Source organism: Salipaludibacillus sp. CF4.18 (assembly GCF_051262595.1).
Classification (GTDB): Bacteria; Bacillota; Bacilli; order Bacillales; family Salisediminibacteriaceae; genus Salipaludibacillus; species Salipaludibacillus neizhouensis.
Map to the genome: position 1 here is coordinate 14,147 of NZ_JBIMEV010000053.1, position 15,922 is coordinate 30,068.

Consider the following 15,922-nt stretch of genomic DNA (forward strand, 5'->3'; position numbering starts at 1 on the left):
ATTGAGGAGGTAACACTATCTATGATGTAACACTACTATTATTAGCATTTGGAGCTGGATTATTATCTTTTATTTCTCCATGTAATCTTCCTTTATACCCTGCATTTATCTCCTATATTACAGGGATGTCAACGGACCAATTAAAAGAGGGAGGCAAAGCATTTAATAAACAAGCTGTTGCTCACACTCTCCTTTTTCTAATAGGGTTCTCCCTCATTTTTATCGTGTTAGGGATGTCATCTTCGTTTATTGGAACATATTTTTTAAAGTATAATGAATTTATCCGTCAAATAGGAGCAATTATCATTTTCTTTTTTGGATTAGTAATACTGGGTTTAATAAAACCAAAGTTTTTAATGAAAGAGCAAAAAATCACATTGAAAAATCGGCCAACTGGATACCTTGGTTCAAGTTTGATTGGTATTGGTTTTGCGGCTGGTTGGACACCTTGTATAGGACCTATTTTAGCTTCGGTAATTGCCTTAAGTGTCGCAAATCCGGGTTCTGGACTACTATATATGGTTACTTACAGTCTTGGATTTTCAATACCTTTTTTCATTATGACTTTTTTTATTGGGAAATTAACCTTCATAAAAAAACATACTCATAAAATTGTGCAATTTGGCGGGTATATGATGATCATCATGGGGATCATTTTATACTTTGATTGGTTGTCAAAAATATCATCATTTCTAATTAACAATGTATTCAACGGCTTCACAGGTTTTTAATGTGTGATAAAATTTTATTTATCACATTTCTACCACATCTTTCATTTATATTAAATAAAGAAAAAAACACAAAATTTGTTGGAGGCAGAATAAATGAGACACTTACTATACAGCTTTGCTATGGTTTTAACTTTGTTAGCCATTCCTTTTAATGTTTTAGCACACGGAACAGAAGAAGAACATCAACAAGAGCTTCTAATGAATACAATGATCAAAAATGGGATTATTGGATCTTTAGTTTTATTCGTCGTACTTCTCCTCGTTTGGTACGTTTTAAAAAAGAAAATGAATGGACTAAACATACAAAAGAAAGAAGAAAGTGTTAAAAGAAATAAATTAAACAAAATATCAAAATCAGTTCTCTTCCTTTGTTTTATCCCTTTGTTAGCGGCAGTTATTCTTGGATTCTTGCATAATAACGAGAGTACTGAGAACGGGGTTACATTTACGCATATCCACGGATTAGGCTACACGAATAATGGACAGGAGATTTATGTTCCTTCTCATGATGGCTTAAAGATGTATTCAGATGGTATATGGTCTAATCAAACAGAAGGTGAACAACATGACTATATGGGTTTTTCAATGGTGGAAGATGGATTCTATAGTAGTGGACATCCAGCTCCTGGTTCGAAAATGGCGAATCCCTTTGGAATTTTAAAAAGTACTGATAAAGGAAAAACGTTAGAAACTCTTGATTTATACAAAGAAATAGATTTCCACGGGATGACAGTAGGATACACAACAAAAGATATTTTTGTATTTAATCCGGAACCAAATTCAAGAATGGATGAACCAGGTTTTTATTATTCAACGGATGAAACAAAAACATGGAATCAAAGTAAATTAGAAGGGTTAGTTGGACAAGCTTCTACATTAGCCGCTCACCCAACGGAAGAAGGAACAGTCGCAATTGGCACTGATAGTGGAGTCTTTATTTCTACGGACTACGGCAATTCATTTGAGCCTTTACTCGAAAATGAAAATGCAACAGCTGTATCTTTTGATCATAACAATTCCCTATTGGTGAGTGTGTCTGGGCAATTATTGTCAATCAGTTTAGTTGATAATAGCCAGAGTCATCTCAGCATTCCCTCATTAGATAGTGATGATGCTATTGCCTACGTGAGGCAAAACCCCCAAAATGCAAGTGAATATGTTTTTTCTACTTTAAATAAGGATATTTATATCACAAAGGATAGCGGGGACACATGGACGAAGATTGTCAATAAGGGTAGTGCCGAATAGACAGAGTTAAAATAAGAAAATGCTAATATGTTAACGCTTGGGCCTAATAGGTTCAAGCACATTTTTATGAAGTGACAATTTATAGATTGCCGCTACCTTCTAGGTAGTTATTGGGTTATTGGACCGACTGCATTAAGAATTAAGATCTTCACAATTTAATCACAAATTATCGTTATAATTTCACAATAAACAAGTTAGCTTTCAAGGGGAGAATAAAATGAAGAAACGTAGATTAATCGTTCGAGCCTCCATTTTGTTTGTAATGATGCTTGCAATTGGATATACTTTTTTTCTTCAATTTACAGAAGAAAGAGGACTAGTAGACACAGGGGATATTGCGCCAAACTTTATTCTTAAAGATGTCAATGAGAACAAATTTGAACTTGATGATTATAAGGGTAAAGGTGTTTATTTAACTTTTTGGGCTACTTACTGTAAGTATTGTACGGCAAAGATGGAGTATTTAAAAGAACATTATGAAGAATATAAAGAAAAAGGGGTAGAAATCATTGCCGTAAATGTAGATGAATCGTCGGTTCAAGTCCAAAGTTTTATTGATCGGCACCAAGTACCATATCCCAATCCAATTGACCGTAACCTGCTTGTAAGTAATGCTTATGGTGTCACTGCTCTACCTCATACATTATTACTAGATGAAGAAGGTATAGTTATAGAACGTAAAGTTGGGGGCAAAACGGAAGCAGAAGTAGTAGAAGCATTGGAAAAAATTGTACCAAAGTAATATTTATTAATTACAGTTATAACCGGTGCTTATAATTCTAAGGTCAACAGCTAAAGGTGGGAGTAGTGTGTTTTATCAACTAGTAGATCAAGTCAGTGCATTTTTTAGAGAGCCTTTTATGAATGCTGCTAACAGTATGGAATCAATTCCCCTATTTTTCGCCTTGTTACTAGGTCTGGTTGGTGCTTTAGCGCCATGTCAATTCTCTGGAAATATTAGTGCTATAACACTCTACGGGTCGAAGTCTCTTAATCAAGGAATTTCTTGGTCTAATACTATCTTTTATACACTCGGAAAAATCGTTGCTTTTACAGCTTTAGGAAGTATCGTTTGGATTATTGGACAAGAATTCCAACGAGAACTCACACCATATTTCCCATGGATTAGGAAGATTCTAGGCCCTTTGCTTATTTTAATTGGTTTCTATATGCTTGGTTTCTTTACAATGAGGTGGACAGTGAAGCTGTGGAAACATCAAGAGGCAGGAGGAAACAAAGGAAAAAGAAAAGGGAACTGGGGCGCATTCATGCTCGGTTTTAGTTTTTCACTTGGGTTTTGCCCAACGATGTTCATTTTGTTTTTCGTGTTACTCATGCCGGTCACTTTTTCTACTCCCTATGGAGGGATATTGCCAGGTGTTTTTGCGATAGGCACTGCAATTCCACTGTTCATAGTAATCTTTGTAATTTGGTTTCTGGGAGCTGGGGGCTCCATATTAAAAAAAGGGAGAAGGATAGGACGAGTGGTACAAAGTATTGCGGGGGCATTAATGATCCTAATTGGTATATTAGACATTATGACATTTTGGTAATTCACGATGACCAGAAGTAATAAAACCGCCCTAACTTATAAAATTTTATTTATTCTAATTATTCTTTATAAATAGGAAGTGCTCAAAGTGAGAAAAACTAATTATTTCAAGGGACTATGGATGATTTTAGCTTTATTTTTTTCTGTATTTTTCATTACTGTAGAAGTTGAGGCCCATTCAGACATTGAAGAGATCAAACCAGATATTCGTTCAATGTTAGAAGAGATCCCGGATGAAATTGATATAACTTTTGCGGAACCTATTAGTTTATATTCTAATTCTATTCAAATGAAAGATTCACAAGGAACTTCTATTGAAATGAAAGAACCCACAGTAGATGGTAAAAATCTGTTTTTACCAATACCTGATGATTTAACACCGGGTACATACACTGTTTTTATTAATGTTATTGGAATGGATGGTCACGAACTAAATGAACAATTCACCTTTGAAATTTCACAGTCGATAGAAAAAAAAGAGAACGATAAAAATGAGCCTGAAAATCATCTGCGGATTGAAAAAACAATTCCTCATGATGGAGAATTGATCAAAAAAAACCCTGAGAAAATTGAAATATGGTTTACAGATGAAATTGAAAACGATAGGAACATCTTATTTGGTTTATTTGACGATCAAATGAGACCAATAGATATTAAAGAGGAATATATTAATCCTGAAAATCCACGGAGCTATATTATTGAGCTTAATGAACAGTTAGAAAGTGGATCGTATCAAGCAAACTGGTATACACAAGGGGGAAATGGAGGGGATAATGGAATTTTTTATTTCGCCATTAATGAAGTAACATCCATTGTTAACTCAAAAGTTTCTATTGATAAGGTAGACAATAATATTGAATTCAATAAAATAGCTAAATGGCTATCGTACGTTGGAGTTTTTGTGCTATTTGGGGTGATGTTTTTCCAACTTTTTATTTCAAAAGGAGCAGAATATCTCCGAAGATGGAGCAGAATGGTACATCTATTTTATGTAACCGCCTTACTAGGGTTTATTTTAGTACTAATATTTCGGTTTATAGAGTTGGAAAATGTACCTTTTAAGGAACTGTTGACCTTCCAGTTCATGTGGGTAACATTCTCTCAATTCATTCTTCTAGTAAGTGCTTATTGGATTAAACTTTTAAAATATCGTTTTTTAGTTATTAGTTCTGTTATTTTATTATGGTCAGTTTCAGGACATTCCTCATTAACTGGTCATGGAGGCCTTTACGCTATCTTTTTCGATCTATTACATTTATTTACAGGGGCTATTTGGATTGGCGGACTTTTTGCTTTATTAATTATGATGCCTAAAGATAATCCTGTCATATGGTTAAAAAAATACGGAAAAATTTATTCTGAATTTGCTTTTTTAAGTATTATCTCCCTTTCTGTATCAGGGCTAGGGATGATAATTCTATATCTTCCCTCCTTTAGTTTAGAAAGTCTTATGGTTAGTAATTGGGGGAATTTCTTGTTATTGAAAATAATTCTTTTTACAATTATTCTTTTCATTGGTTTACTCCAAAGGTACTTCCTGCATTCAAAAAAACAGCTTAATTCTAGTTTTTTGTTGAGAACTAAAACGGAATTAATGATTGGTTTTATTATTATTTTTGTAGCAGCGTCCTTAATGAGTTCTTCACCAAGAACTGCAGAGCAAGGTGTTTATCCAAGACAATTAGTGGCTGATCATGATGTCAGTGTTACAGTAGATATCACCCCGTTTAAAGCAGGATACGGTGATATGGTATTAGAGTTTGATGCGGAACAATCAATTGAAAGTGTAGATATTGTGTTAAGTATGGCACCTGATTATGAAAGAGAGCAACGAGCATTCAATTTAGGGGATGGGAGATTTCAAGTTACTGGAGGACTTTTGCATGCTCCGGGGACGATGACTCTTGATATTTTAGTCGAAACAGACAATGGTGAAATAGTTGAGATCCCTTATATTATTCAAGTGCCAGGAGAAAGAATGGATGATTGATCTTATGGGGATGTCTAATTAATCTGTTGTGGATTAAAAATAATATTATGTTCCAACTAACTATAGGAGATTCCACAGGGAAGAATATTTAGAAAGGGTTTAATGGTAAAATATACAGTCTCGAATAATCAATTAATGGAATAAAGCGGAAAAAAATTCAAATACACGATAAGTAAGGTGAACAGCATGAATTCTATCGATATAGTAAACTGGGTAAATATCATTTTTACTATGCTAGCAGCTTTTATTACCTTAGCAACTTGGTTTACACTAATTTACTCAGGGATTCGTCGTAACAATTATAAATGGACATTTAGATCCTTTACTGTGCTTAATATGTTTTTTGCATGGATAATAATAATTATCATCCAAAACTGGCTTTCCAACCACTTTAGCAATGATTTGTTTAATATAACTTACAAAATTGGTTTTGTACTTTTACCACTAACCCTTATTGCTTTGTGGCGTGTAGTTTTCTTGGCTACAGGCGATCAACTACGTTCCGTTCTTAAAAGAAAGTATTACCGAAATATATTTATATTAGTTATTTTCATTTACACTATTCTTTATACATTTGCCTCGGGTATGGTTACGGTCAATCGTTCTGAGGATCTGGTACCACTTGAAAGGTATATTGAAATTACTCAAACCTATGGTCCGTTATCCCCTTGGCCAAGTATCGAATTTTGGTTCCCTACTGTCAATCTGTTCGGAACGGTCTCGCTTGCAGCTGTTCTTATGATGGCTACAATAACATCCATGTTTAGTATTACTATTGTCTTGATGGTTAATTACTGGGAATTAAGAAAAAAGTTGAGCATGAAAACAGCAACCTCTACGGTCGGATCCGGTGTTTTTGCAACATTAACTTCCTTTGCTTGCTGTACATTTCCGGTAGTTTACCCAATACTCATATTAATATTTGGTTCAGCTACTGCAGAGCCACTTTTACGCTTAATCACTAACGAAACAGGTTTGTTTATTAACGTTATGCAAATGGCAGTTCTATCCTTAATGGTTATGTGCCTCATCTATATTGGAGATCGAATAAATTTGGAAGTAGCAAATCAGAGAATACCACCGGAAAAAGTGAATAACGTAGACTTGTGAAAATGCTATAAATCCATATTTCTTTTGACTACTTATAAGTGAATTAATGAGGAGAGACAAGGATCGAACCACATTGTAAAACTGATTTTTGAAAGGCTTCTTCTCCACTGATATAGACGGATGTCCTTTTTTCTTATATTCATCACAGTTTAATCACATCTTCGGAGTATATTGATAGATAACAGAAAGGAGGAAATACAAAATGTACAATAAAAAGTTACTATTACTCATGTCATTTGCTCTCGCAGCTTTCTTGGTTATAGGAGGAACAGCTTTTGCTTCACCGATTGAAGGGAATGGAATGATGAACACGATGAATGGAAACGGAATGTCTAATATGATGGAAGCTATGGATTCTCCTCAAGGACAAGAAATGATAGATGGCTGTCAAGATTTTATGTCCTCTTATGATGACTAAGGCATTACACAAGAATAAAATATTCATGATATGTAGAGAAGAGGAAGGCCAATATAAAAAAGGTCTTCTTTTTTTATTCGAAGACTTAAATTGTGAGTTATTAGGTTTATGTGTAGATAATTTACCGGCACATATTGCTTTGGTTCGTAACATTCAGGAAAAACAAAGGGTGACGCTTGAATTTCCCGTAATTGCAGATCTTATCAAGGATGTGGCTTAAAAGTATGGCAGGATTCATCCAGGGGAAAGCACTGGAATAGAGAATTATTAATCACCCTATGGAAAGTAATTTTTTCACTTCTAAACAGTTAAGAGGTTCATAGTAGAAGGAATAACTTGGTGTAATGTCGAAAAACCGAATTCAAGGAATTTAAGGACACTAAAGAGAAGTTGAGAGGGTATTAACGATTTCACCTGAGTTTACTTATGAGAATGTAAACAGGCGGTGGGATTTAACATTATCTAGTGAAGCTAAAATCAATCAATTCGAAAACTTTTTTGGTAGGGCATCCACACTTCTATGATTGTCTTCACGACAGGATACTAGATGAAATGACTTGCTATAGAATTATTCTTATAAAGTCGTAGTTTTCAAAGTGAAAAATGAAGAAAGAGGAGGTCATATGAACGTGATCCGAAAATATTTATTGCCCATTCTATTTTTCTTGGCAGTTATCTTTGTTATTGTCACCGAACAAAGCGAGGATTGGAAGGAGATTGATCAGGAAGAGGTTCTAAAGGCAGTTGATAATGATAATGTAGAATTTGTGGACTTACGTGAGGAGAAACTTTACAAGGAAGGTCATATACCAGGTGCACTTAACATTCCTTATGAGGTCTTTCAACAGCGATACGATGAATTAAACGAGGAAAAAACTGTACTTTTAGTTTGTCATACAGGTCCAATGGGGGTTGAGAGCGCAGAGTTTCTCGTAAAGAAAGGGTTTAAAGATGTAGTCAATTTCGATGGTGGAATGTCTATGTGGAACGGACCACTGGAAATAGATTAACAGAAAGGTTGTTCTCGTATGAAGAACTGCCGATTCAGATAAAGAAACGTAAACGGTGAGTATTATGATATAAGGGTTTAGTAGTATAAAAATTCGGATATTGAAGATAGTAAGAAAGTAGAAAAAAGGAGGATTTTATTATGTCTCACGAACAATATCACACGTTGATAAACACGTTACATGAATGTATGGAAACATGTAATCACTGCTATGATGCATGTTTAAGGGAAGAAAATGTTCAGATGATGGCGTATTGTATACGTTTGGATAGGGAATGTGCAGATATCTGCGGTTATTTAGAGCAAGCACTAGGAAGAGGAACTCCGTTTGCTAGTGAGTTAGCCGGGATCTGTGCTCAAATTTGTGAGGCTTGTGGAGAAGAATGTAAAAAGCATGACCATGACCATTGTCATAAGTGTGCTGAAGAATGTAGAAAATTAGCTGCTTAAGATGAATACCTGTTGAGAAGGATGACCTTTTGGTCGTCCTTTTTATTTTTTACAAAAACCGGTATTTTTAGGGTTTATTGGAAATAACTACTTGAACACAAAAAGAAAATGGAAACGCATATGTGACGATTGTCATTTAAATCACACTCAACGCCATAAAATAAGCGTTTTGTTGAAATGGATACAATTTACTTTGGACAGCTTGTTGAGTATTTTCTCGTGGGATGTTCTAAATAAACACAAATCTATCACATTTTTAAATTATAGTTAAATTGGTATTAGTAAAGCAATGAACTAGTCTAAAGTGAATGAATTTTATTGTGGCAGAGAAATTCTCAGAATTTATCGCCCTTTTTTAAGGAAGGTAGTTGAGAAAAACGAGGTGTAAGTATGATTATAGGAACGATTGAACCACTGAATCGTATTGCAATTGAACTAGGTCCCATTTCTGTTTATTGGTATGGCGTCTTAATTGGTTTAGGAGCATTTTTAGGTTATTTGTTAGCAAACCGAGAGATGAAGAAACGGGGTTTGCCCGATGATATGCTAGCAGATCTACTTATGTTTGCCCTGCCAGCTGCTATCATTGGGGCAAGAATTTACTATGTGATTTTCCGATGGGAACACTATGCAGATAACCCATTGAGTGCCTTTGCGATTTGGGAAGGCGGACTCGCAATTCATGGTGGACTAATTGGAGCTATCATCACTGGAGCTATTTTTGCAAAGTATAAGGGAATATCTCTTTGGAAACTCCTAGATATCACTGCACCAAGTATTTTATTAGGCCAAGCTATAGGTCGTTGGGGAAATTTTATGAACCAGGAAGTATATGGCGGCGAGGTATCTCGAAACTTTTTAGAAAATATGATGTTACCCAATTTTATTATTGACCAAATGTTTATAAACGGAACTTATTATGAACCGACATTTTTATATGAGTCTATTTGGAATCTGATTGGAGTTATTCTCTTACTCTCGTTAAGGCGCGTTAATTTACGTCGAGGAGAGCTATTTATTATGTATGCTATTTGGTATTCTGTTGGTAGGTTTTTCATCGAAGGAATTCGAACGGATTACTTATTGATTTTCGGATTTAAAACGGCTCAGGTTATCTCGATTGTTTCGATAATAGGAGGTACCTTCCTTATCATTTATCGTAGGAAAAAAAGAATGGCAAACAAACGATACCTTGATGAAGAAACCAAAATGAAAACAGTCAACAAAAAGAGCGCTAAAAAGAAGAAAAAGTAGCTCTGTCAGGAGAGACATTTTGGAATATGGAGACGAAGTATTAATGTTGGACAGTTAGTTGTATGGTTAAAGAAACTCAGTAGATAAATGGACTTTTATAAAAAAATGTTAAACAGAATAAGACATTAATAATTTGCAGTCTGGAAACTTTTTATCCGTAGAATAAATTAAAATGATCACAGTTTTATCAAATTTGTTTTGTATAATTAGAAGTACATACTAAAAATAAATAATGAGGGATGAAATATGAGTAGGTCTCAAGTGCTAATAGTTGACGATGAATGGAACATGAGAAATCTTTTACGTGTTTACCTTACAAAGGGCGACTTTGATGTAATCGAGGCCAAGGATGGGCACGACGCATTATCAACCATTCAACACCAAACTTTTGATTTGATAATTTTAGATATAATGATGCCAGGAATGGACGGATGGGAAGTTTGTGCTCATATTCGACAAACCAGCCAAACGCCTATTTTGATGTTAACAGCTCGAACGGAAACGAAAGATAAAGTGCAAGGATTATCTATGGGGGCCGATGACTATTTAGTCAAACCGTTCGAACCAGAAGAATTGATGGCACGTGTAAAAGCGTTGCTTAGAAGATCAGAGGTAACGAATTCAAAGTCGACTATCCTCAGCATTCAGGATATGAAAATTGATCCAGAAAAAAGAGAAGTCCTTATTCATGATCAACTAGTCGAATTAACACCCAAGGAGTTTGATTTGCTATATGCACTAATCGCTCATCCTGGACGGGTGTATAGCCGCGAAGTATTATTGGATCAAATCTGGGGAAATGATTACTTCGGAGATTTAAGAACGGTTGATACCCATGTCAAGAATGTCCGCGAAAAAATTCGCAAAGCTGGTTTATCTTACAGTCCTATCCAAACAGTTTGGGGAGTGGGATATAAATCGAAGGATCTTGAGGAGAGAAAATGAAAGTAAATCGAATTGCGATTAAATTAGGCTCCACCATCACATTGCTGTTGCTTGTCGTTTTACTTCCTTTAGGGTTTGTCATTGATCAAATTTTTTCAGGTTTTTATTACGGTCAAGTTCAGGAAGACATTGATCAACAGTCTTCCTATTATGCTACCGCTTTAGCCGACTCTGAAAATAGTATGATGGTGCAGATGATAGAGATGATGTCCGAGTTATCACAGGTGAAACTCTATATTGTGGATACTGAAGGCGAAATTATTGCTAATTCAAGTGTTCCAGGATTATCTAAGGGATCTTTCATACCTGAAGAGGAAATGAACACCTTATCTAGGGGGAACACCATTAAAAAGGAATATGAAGCTCGAACAACGGGAAGTCGTTTCCTCGTCTCTGGTTCACCGATTTATGATGGGGATACTTTTTATGGCGGAATTTATGTTTTATCATCGATTGACAGCATTTATGAGTCCATACAGAAGGTCAGACAAATGTTAGTTTTGTCTGGCATCGGGACTTTTTTTCTTGCGCTTGGCTTTACCGTGGTTTTGTCAAGGAAACTCTCTAAACCAATGGTAGAAATGGAGCAGGCCACTCGTAAAATTGCAAAGGGAGATTTAGATACGCGGGTTAAGGTTGTAACAGGTGATGAAACTGGTTCATTGGCTCAGGCCATCAATGATTTAGCCACTGATTTGAAGGTATATCGGGATACAAGAAGAGAGTTCTTCGCTAATATTTCTCATGAACTGAGAACCCCAATGACTTATTTAGAGGGGTATACAAAAATCTTAAAAGAGAACTTGTATCAGAGTGAGGCGGAGAAAGAGCAATATTTAGATATTATTCAACAGGAATCAGTGCGATTAACCCATCTCATTAATGATTTGTTTGAATTATCTAAAATGGAAGAGGGGAAGTTCAGCCTGAATCAGGAATGGATTGACTTCAGGGAAGTGATGGAAAACATTCATCACAAGGTTTACTTAAAAGCCAAAGACAAGGGAGTAATTTTTACCTCTACTATTGAAGAAGATGTACCTTTGATTTTTGGTGACGGTCATCGCATGGAGCAGATTTTCAGTAACTTATTAGATAATGCCATTCATTATACAGACCAAGGGATAATTAGTTTTATTATAAAAAGTTTGCAACCTTACGAGATATTAATCGAGATTAGAGACACGGGGACTGGAATCCCTAAAGAAGATCTTCCTTACATTTTTGAACGGTTTTACCGTGTGGAAAAATCTCGATCACGGGAGCATGGAGGTACAGGATTAGGACTGGCTATTGTAAAACAGTTGGTAGAAATTCAAGGGGGGACCATTCAAGTATTTAGTGAATTTGGGAAAGGAACCAGGTTTGAAATCAGGTTCCCTGCAATCAAAGGAAATGGGGGAGAAGAACGATGAAAAGGACAGAATGGGTAATGGCGATATCATTGGTGGTGATTGGTCTGTCTTGCTTGACAATGTCTGCCAATTGGCTTGTAAACCCTGATTCAATGAAACCTTATTTAAATACATTGTTTCTCATCTGCTTCTGGGCATGTGTTCCAGTTATTGTCGCAACCTTGCTTTACTTAATCTTTAGGAAGAAGAAAGGTGATTCATAAATATAATCTGAAGATGCACGAGATAAAAAGGACTAATGATAGCAAATTGTTGAGAGGAGGGATTTAAATGATGTCCATGATGAATGGATCCATGATCTTAATGATGATTTTTTGGATTTTGGTGATAGGCTTGGTGATTTACGGTGTATTTTCATTGCTATTTAAAGGTATTGAAAAGAAAAAAGAACCCATGCACCACGAGGATAATTCAGCTTTTCAGATGTTAAAGGAAAGGTATGCAAGAGGGGAAATCAGTGAGAAAGAGTTTGAACTGAAAAAAGCAATACTTAAAGAGAAATAATCGTTGAAAAAGATACGAGTAGCCAGAAATTTGGTAATGGTGACAGATGAACTTGCATGGATTGTGAATAGTAGAAAGTAGTAAATAGGTGAAAAAATCTTGTAGTACCAATACTTGGGAAAAGAGCTTGCTCAGTTTACAGGGAAAGAATGGAGAAGCAAAAAAGGTTAAGTTAAACAAACAAAAAAAGGAACCTAAAATACTTTTTTAGGTTCCTAAATATTTATTAATACGCTCCATAACCACCATAACTAGCACCGATAATTATTAGGAGAATAAAAAGTACTACTAATAACGCAAATCCTCCACCTGCACCATATCCTGCTCCAGCTACTGCACCACTCATTTGAACAACTCCTTTTATTTTTTTTAGTGAAAATACCTTACAGTTACAAGATATGTTGATAAGAACCTTCTTGCTTGGATATATACCTAAAAAATACTTGTTTAGATAAATAAGCGATTCCGGGGTCTATTGAGTTGTATTGGTTTGGTAAGAGCAAGCCTTCAGTATTATGGAGACGAAATGTTTTGATGGCTATACATAAGCTGTTTCTGCATAAAATATTTTTGCACTTTCAACATCGCGATGCCCAGTTATAATAAAATTTGTTTATTTTAAGATAGAAAAGCAATTTGGCCAATTTAGTGTGCTAATATTGGTATAACTTTGAGAAAATATACTTAAACTAAAGTGCAGTTAATAGAAGAAGAGAATCTTTAAACGAAGCTTTTACTAGATTGCAATAATTATAAATATATGGAGGAAGCAAGGATGCAGCAGTTAAAAAGAATAGGAAATTCATTTTGGTATATGACACCCGTTTCAGAGACTGACAGACCGACTTTAGGAATGGTCGTTGGCAATGAAAGGAACTTGATGATAGATGCAGGCAATTCAGAAGCACATGCACGTTTGTTTTTAGAAAAGTTAAGTGAACATAATATTTCAAAACCAGATTTCGTTACAATAACTCATTGGCATTGGGACCATATTTTTGGAATATCGGCACTAAAAGATTCCTTGTCTATCTCATCTTCAGAGACGAAAAAAGAAATAAATAAACTAACCGGTTATGAATGGACAGATAAGGCTTTAGACGAACGAGTTAAAGAAGGAACAGAAATTGAATTTTGTGCTAATTGTATAAAAAAAGAGTATGGTCAAGAAAGAAATATACATATTCTTTTGCCTAGATTAACATTTGATAATCAGCTTGAAATAGATCTTGGAGGTGTGACATGTGTGTTAAAACATGTGGGAGGTAACCATTCACAAGACTCTGTTGTTGTTTATATTAAGGAAGAAAAAATATTATTTCTAGGTGATAGTATTTATCCAGATATTTTTTCCTCCAAAAACAACTATACAACGAAACGCACTTTTAAATTAATACAAGAATTAGAAACATTTGATGCAGAAACATACATCCTATCACATTCGAAAAATTTGAATAGAACTGAGTTTTTGCAAGAAATAGAGTTGTTAAAAGCAGTCGGATTCTATACTGAGAAATATAACGGTGATACCGAGAAAATAAAGTCAAAGTATAAACAAACGCTAAATAGAGAGTTAAATGACGAAGAATTAGAAACAATAGAACATTTTGCAAATGGCTATGAAATGGATAAAATCTAATACACATGGAGCTTTAGTAGTTATGGGATTACAATCGGATGGAGGGGGAGAAGTCGACTTTTTTCCCTTTTCTCGTTTATTAGGAACTATTTTAATTTAATGAAAAATCATGTATTGACAAAGACAACTAATAGCATATAGACTTATATTATACAGAAAGTTGATCTTAGGCAAAACATATATCTATATGCAACTTTTGTTAGGCTTAAAGATACAAAAATCAAAATTGCGCTTTTTTTTGCAGTTAAAGTTTCCCTAAGGCAAAAAAAATAGTGATGATCTACTTTTTAGCGAGGAGGAAAGAAATGATGGCTATAAATGTAAAAGGTCTCTATGTTTCTTACTTTGGGAATGAAGCCATTAATAATATTTCATTCCAAACAAATACAGGGACAATTTTGGGAATCATTGGACCGAATGGTGCAGGGAAATCAACCTTATTAAAATCCTTATTAAGCCTGATCCCAACTGATAGAGGGGTTATTGAGTATTATGGAAAGCCATTAAAAGAATTTAGAAACAAAATTGCTTACGTACCTCAACGTAGCGATATCGATTGGGATTTTCCAATCACTGTGCTTGATACAGTTGTTATCGGAACATACCCAAAATTAGGTCTATTTAAGAGACCGAAACAGAAGGATAGGGAATGGGCTTATCATTGTTTAGAGAAAGTTGGAATGAGTGATTTTGGGAAACGTCAAATTGGTGAATTGTCAGGAGGGCAACAACAACGAGTATTTTTAGCAAGGGCACTAGCTCAAGAAACGGAAATGCTTTTTTTAGATGAACCTTTTGTTGGAATTGATGCATCAAGTGAACAAACAATTATTACGATTTTGCGAGAATTAAGAAATCTAGGAAAAACGATTGTTATTGTACATCATGATTTAAATAAAGCGGCTTCTTATTTTGATGAGATACTTTTAATAAATAAAGAATTAGTAAGTTATGGAAAGGCTCAGGACGTATTAAAACCTGATAATATAACAAAAGCCTATTCTGGCCAGCTTTCATTCTTAAAAGAACTCGGGGTGAATTTGTCTTGAATTTAATTTCTTTTTTTGAAGCAATTATCCAGTATAGTTTCTTGCAAAAAGCGTTAGTAACATCGGTTATGGTAGGCATTATATGTGGTGTAATTGGTTGTTTTATTATATTAAGAGGAATTTCGTTAATGGGAGATGCGATCTCACACGCAGTTCTGCCAGGTGTAGCGGTGTCCTATATGTTTGGGATAAATATTTTTTATGGTGCTGTATTTACTGGCTTATTAACAGCTATCGGGATAGGTTATATTAGCCAAAATAGTAGAATTAAGCATGATACATCTATTGGAATTATGTTTAGTGCCGCATTTGCCTTAGGAATAATTCTTATTACCATCATGCAAAGCAGTGCGGATTTGTATCATATTTTATTCGGGAATGTTCTTGCTGTTCCAGTAGCAGAGATGTGGATGACATTCATTGTAGGCGTCATTGTACTAACAACCGTTTTTCTTTTTTATAAAGAATTGTTGGTTACTACCTTTGATCCAACGATAGCTGCAACATTCGGTTTACCAAATAAGCTTATACATTACATGCTAATGATACTTTTAACAATGACCACCGTTGCCTCTTTACAGACAGTTGGTATCATCCTAGTCGTTGCC

18 protein-coding genes are annotated in these 15,922 nt (G+C 35.0%); 17 read left to right on the forward strand and 1 reads right to left on the reverse strand.

The genetic code is table 11. The features are described from left to right. Positions 1 to 17 precede the first annotated feature (17 nt). The 14 genes from ACHABW_RS21200 to ACHABW_RS21265 all read left to right on the forward strand — a co-directional run bounded on the left by ACHABW_RS21200 (position 18) and on the right by ACHABW_RS21265 (position 12,626). A complete protein-coding gene (locus ACHABW_RS21200; RefSeq protein ID WP_435758361.1) occupies positions 18 to 731 on the forward strand; it encodes a cytochrome c biogenesis CcdA family protein in 714 nt (237 codons plus the stop codon). 93 nt (positions 732 to 824) lie between these two features. After that, the gene (locus ACHABW_RS21205; RefSeq protein ID WP_435758331.1) at positions 825 to 1,979 is read left to right on the forward strand and encodes a F510_1955 family glycosylhydrolase; all 1,155 of its coding nucleotides are present in this window, start codon (positions 825 to 827) and stop codon (positions 1,977 to 1,979) included. Between the two features lie 217 nt (positions 1,980 to 2,196). Continuing rightward, entirely contained in the window at positions 2,197 to 2,721 is a 525-nt protein-coding gene (gene resA, locus ACHABW_RS21210) for a thiol-disulfide oxidoreductase ResA (RefSeq protein WP_435758333.1), read from the forward strand. 118 nt (positions 2,722 to 2,839) lie between these two features. Next, a complete protein-coding gene (locus tag ACHABW_RS21215; RefSeq protein ID WP_435758363.1) occupies positions 2,840 to 3,532 on the forward strand; it encodes an urease accessory protein UreH domain-containing protein in 693 nt (230 codons plus the stop codon). Positions 3,533 to 3,619: 87 nt separating this feature from the next. After that, positions 3,620 to 5,521, forward strand: coding sequence for a copper resistance CopC/CopD family protein (locus tag ACHABW_RS21220; protein WP_435758335.1), 1,902 nt, complete (start codon positions 3,620 to 3,622; stop codon positions 5,519 to 5,521). A 186-nt stretch (positions 5,522 to 5,707) separates the two neighbouring features. Next, positions 5,708 to 6,631 carry a hypothetical protein gene (locus tag ACHABW_RS21225; protein ID WP_435758337.1) on the forward strand — a complete coding sequence of 308 codons (924 nt, stop codon included), beginning with the start codon at positions 5,708 to 5,710 and terminating at the stop codon, positions 6,629 to 6,631. 202 nt (positions 6,632 to 6,833) lie between these two features. Further along, a complete protein-coding gene (locus ACHABW_RS21230) occupies positions 6,834 to 7,049 on the forward strand; it encodes a hypothetical protein (protein ID WP_435758339.1) in 216 nt (71 codons plus the stop codon). After that, positions 7,039 to 7,269 carry a hypothetical protein gene (locus tag ACHABW_RS21235; protein WP_435758341.1) on the forward strand — a complete coding sequence of 77 codons (231 nt, stop codon included), beginning with the start codon at positions 7,039 to 7,041 and terminating at the stop codon, positions 7,267 to 7,269. The genes ACHABW_RS21230 and ACHABW_RS21235 overlap by 11 nt, the downstream gene beginning before the upstream one ends. Positions 7,270 to 7,678: 409 nt before the next feature. Beyond that, complete coding sequence (locus ACHABW_RS21240; protein WP_435758343.1) at positions 7,679 to 8,059, forward strand: rhodanese-like domain-containing protein; 381 nt, start codon at positions 7,679 to 7,681, stop codon at positions 8,057 to 8,059. A 140-nt stretch (positions 8,060 to 8,199) separates the two neighbouring features. Beyond that, positions 8,200 to 8,508 carry a four-helix bundle copper-binding protein gene (locus ACHABW_RS21245; protein ID WP_435758345.1) on the forward strand — a complete coding sequence of 103 codons (309 nt, stop codon included), beginning with the start codon at positions 8,200 to 8,202 and terminating at the stop codon, positions 8,506 to 8,508. A gap of 390 nt (positions 8,509 to 8,898) precedes the next feature. Next, on the forward strand, positions 8,899 to 9,762 hold the full coding sequence (lgt, locus tag ACHABW_RS21250; protein ID WP_435758347.1) for a prolipoprotein diacylglyceryl transferase: 864 nt from the start codon (positions 8,899 to 8,901) through the stop codon (positions 9,760 to 9,762). A 246-nt stretch (positions 9,763 to 10,008) separates the two neighbouring features. Then, the gene (locus tag ACHABW_RS21255) at positions 10,009 to 10,707 is read left to right on the forward strand and encodes a response regulator transcription factor (protein WP_435758349.1); all 699 of its coding nucleotides are present in this window, start codon (positions 10,009 to 10,011) and stop codon (positions 10,705 to 10,707) included. After that, positions 10,704 to 12,122 (forward strand): ATP-binding protein, encoded by a 1,419-nt coding sequence (locus ACHABW_RS21260; protein WP_435758351.1) that lies wholly within the window; start codon positions 10,704 to 10,706, stop codon positions 12,120 to 12,122. The genes ACHABW_RS21255 and ACHABW_RS21260 overlap by 4 nt, the downstream gene beginning before the upstream one ends. Before the next feature lie 270 nt (positions 12,123 to 12,392). Then, positions 12,393 to 12,626, forward strand: a complete 234-nt coding sequence (locus ACHABW_RS21265) for an SHOCT domain-containing protein (protein WP_435758353.1) — start codon at positions 12,393 to 12,395, stop codon at positions 12,624 to 12,626. A gap of 226 nt (positions 12,627 to 12,852) precedes the next feature. Here the strand turns inward: ACHABW_RS21265 and ACHABW_RS21270 are convergent, their stop codons facing one another. Beyond that, entirely contained in the window at positions 12,853 to 12,972 is a 120-nt protein-coding gene (locus tag ACHABW_RS21270) for a YjcZ family sporulation protein (protein ID WP_435758355.1), read from the reverse strand. A 429-nt stretch (positions 12,973 to 13,401) separates the two neighbouring features. Between ACHABW_RS21270 and ACHABW_RS21275 the strand changes: the two genes are divergently transcribed. From ACHABW_RS21275 to ACHABW_RS21285, 3 genes are all read left to right on the forward strand, one after another. Further along, entirely contained in the window at positions 13,402 to 14,265 is an 864-nt protein-coding gene (locus tag ACHABW_RS21275) for an MBL fold metallo-hydrolase (protein ID WP_435758357.1), read from the forward strand. Positions 14,266 to 14,570: 305 nt separating this feature from the next. Continuing rightward, entirely contained in the window at positions 14,571 to 15,314 is a 744-nt protein-coding gene (locus ACHABW_RS21280) for a metal ABC transporter ATP-binding protein (protein WP_435758359.1), read from the forward strand. Between the two features lie 5 nt (positions 15,315 to 15,319). Next, a partial coding sequence (locus ACHABW_RS21285; protein ID WP_435758366.1) for a metal ABC transporter permease occupies positions 15,320 to 15,922 on the forward strand: 603 nt, incomplete at its 3' end.

Excerpts from the sequence above, each read along its gene's own strand:
- resA (WP_435758333.1), top strand. The coding sequence starts at position 2,197 with ATGAAGAAACGTAGATTAATCGTTCGAGCCTCCATTTTGTTTGTAATG.
- ACHABW_RS21280 (WP_435758359.1), top strand. The coding sequence starts at position 14,571 with ATGATGGCTATAAATGTAAAAGGTCTCTATGTTTCTTACTTTGGGAAT.
- ACHABW_RS21245 (WP_435758345.1), top strand. The coding sequence starts at position 8,200 with ATGTCTCACGAACAATATCACACGTTGATAAACACGTTACATGAATGT.
- ACHABW_RS21235 (WP_435758341.1), top strand. The coding sequence starts at position 7,039 with ATGATGACTAAGGCATTACACAAGAATAAAATATTCATGATATGTAGA.
- ACHABW_RS21260 (WP_435758351.1), top strand. The coding sequence starts at position 10,704 with ATGAAAGTAAATCGAATTGCGATTAAATTAGGCTCCACCATCACATTG.
- ACHABW_RS21230 (WP_435758339.1), top strand. The coding sequence starts at position 6,834 with ATGTACAATAAAAAGTTACTATTACTCATGTCATTTGCTCTCGCAGCT.
- ACHABW_RS21225 (WP_435758337.1), top strand. The coding sequence starts at position 5,708 with ATGAATTCTATCGATATAGTAAACTGGGTAAATATCATTTTTACTATG.
- ACHABW_RS21265 (WP_435758353.1), top strand. The coding sequence starts at position 12,393 with ATGATGTCCATGATGAATGGATCCATGATCTTAATGATGATTTTTTGG.
- lgt (WP_435758347.1), top strand. The coding sequence starts at position 8,899 with ATGATTATAGGAACGATTGAACCACTGAATCGTATTGCAATTGAACTA.
- ACHABW_RS21215 (WP_435758363.1), top strand. The coding sequence starts at position 2,840 with ATGAATGCTGCTAACAGTATGGAATCAATTCCCCTATTTTTCGCCTTG.
- ACHABW_RS21255 (WP_435758349.1), top strand. The coding sequence starts at position 10,009 with ATGAGTAGGTCTCAAGTGCTAATAGTTGACGATGAATGGAACATGAGA.
- ACHABW_RS21205 (WP_435758331.1), top strand. The coding sequence starts at position 825 with ATGAGACACTTACTATACAGCTTTGCTATGGTTTTAACTTTGTTAGCC.
- ACHABW_RS21270 (WP_435758355.1), bottom strand. The coding sequence starts at position 12,972 with ATGAGTGGTGCAGTAGCTGGAGCAGGATATGGTGCAGGTGGAGGATTT.
- ACHABW_RS21275 (WP_435758357.1), top strand. The coding sequence starts at position 13,402 with ATGCAGCAGTTAAAAAGAATAGGAAATTCATTTTGGTATATGACACCC.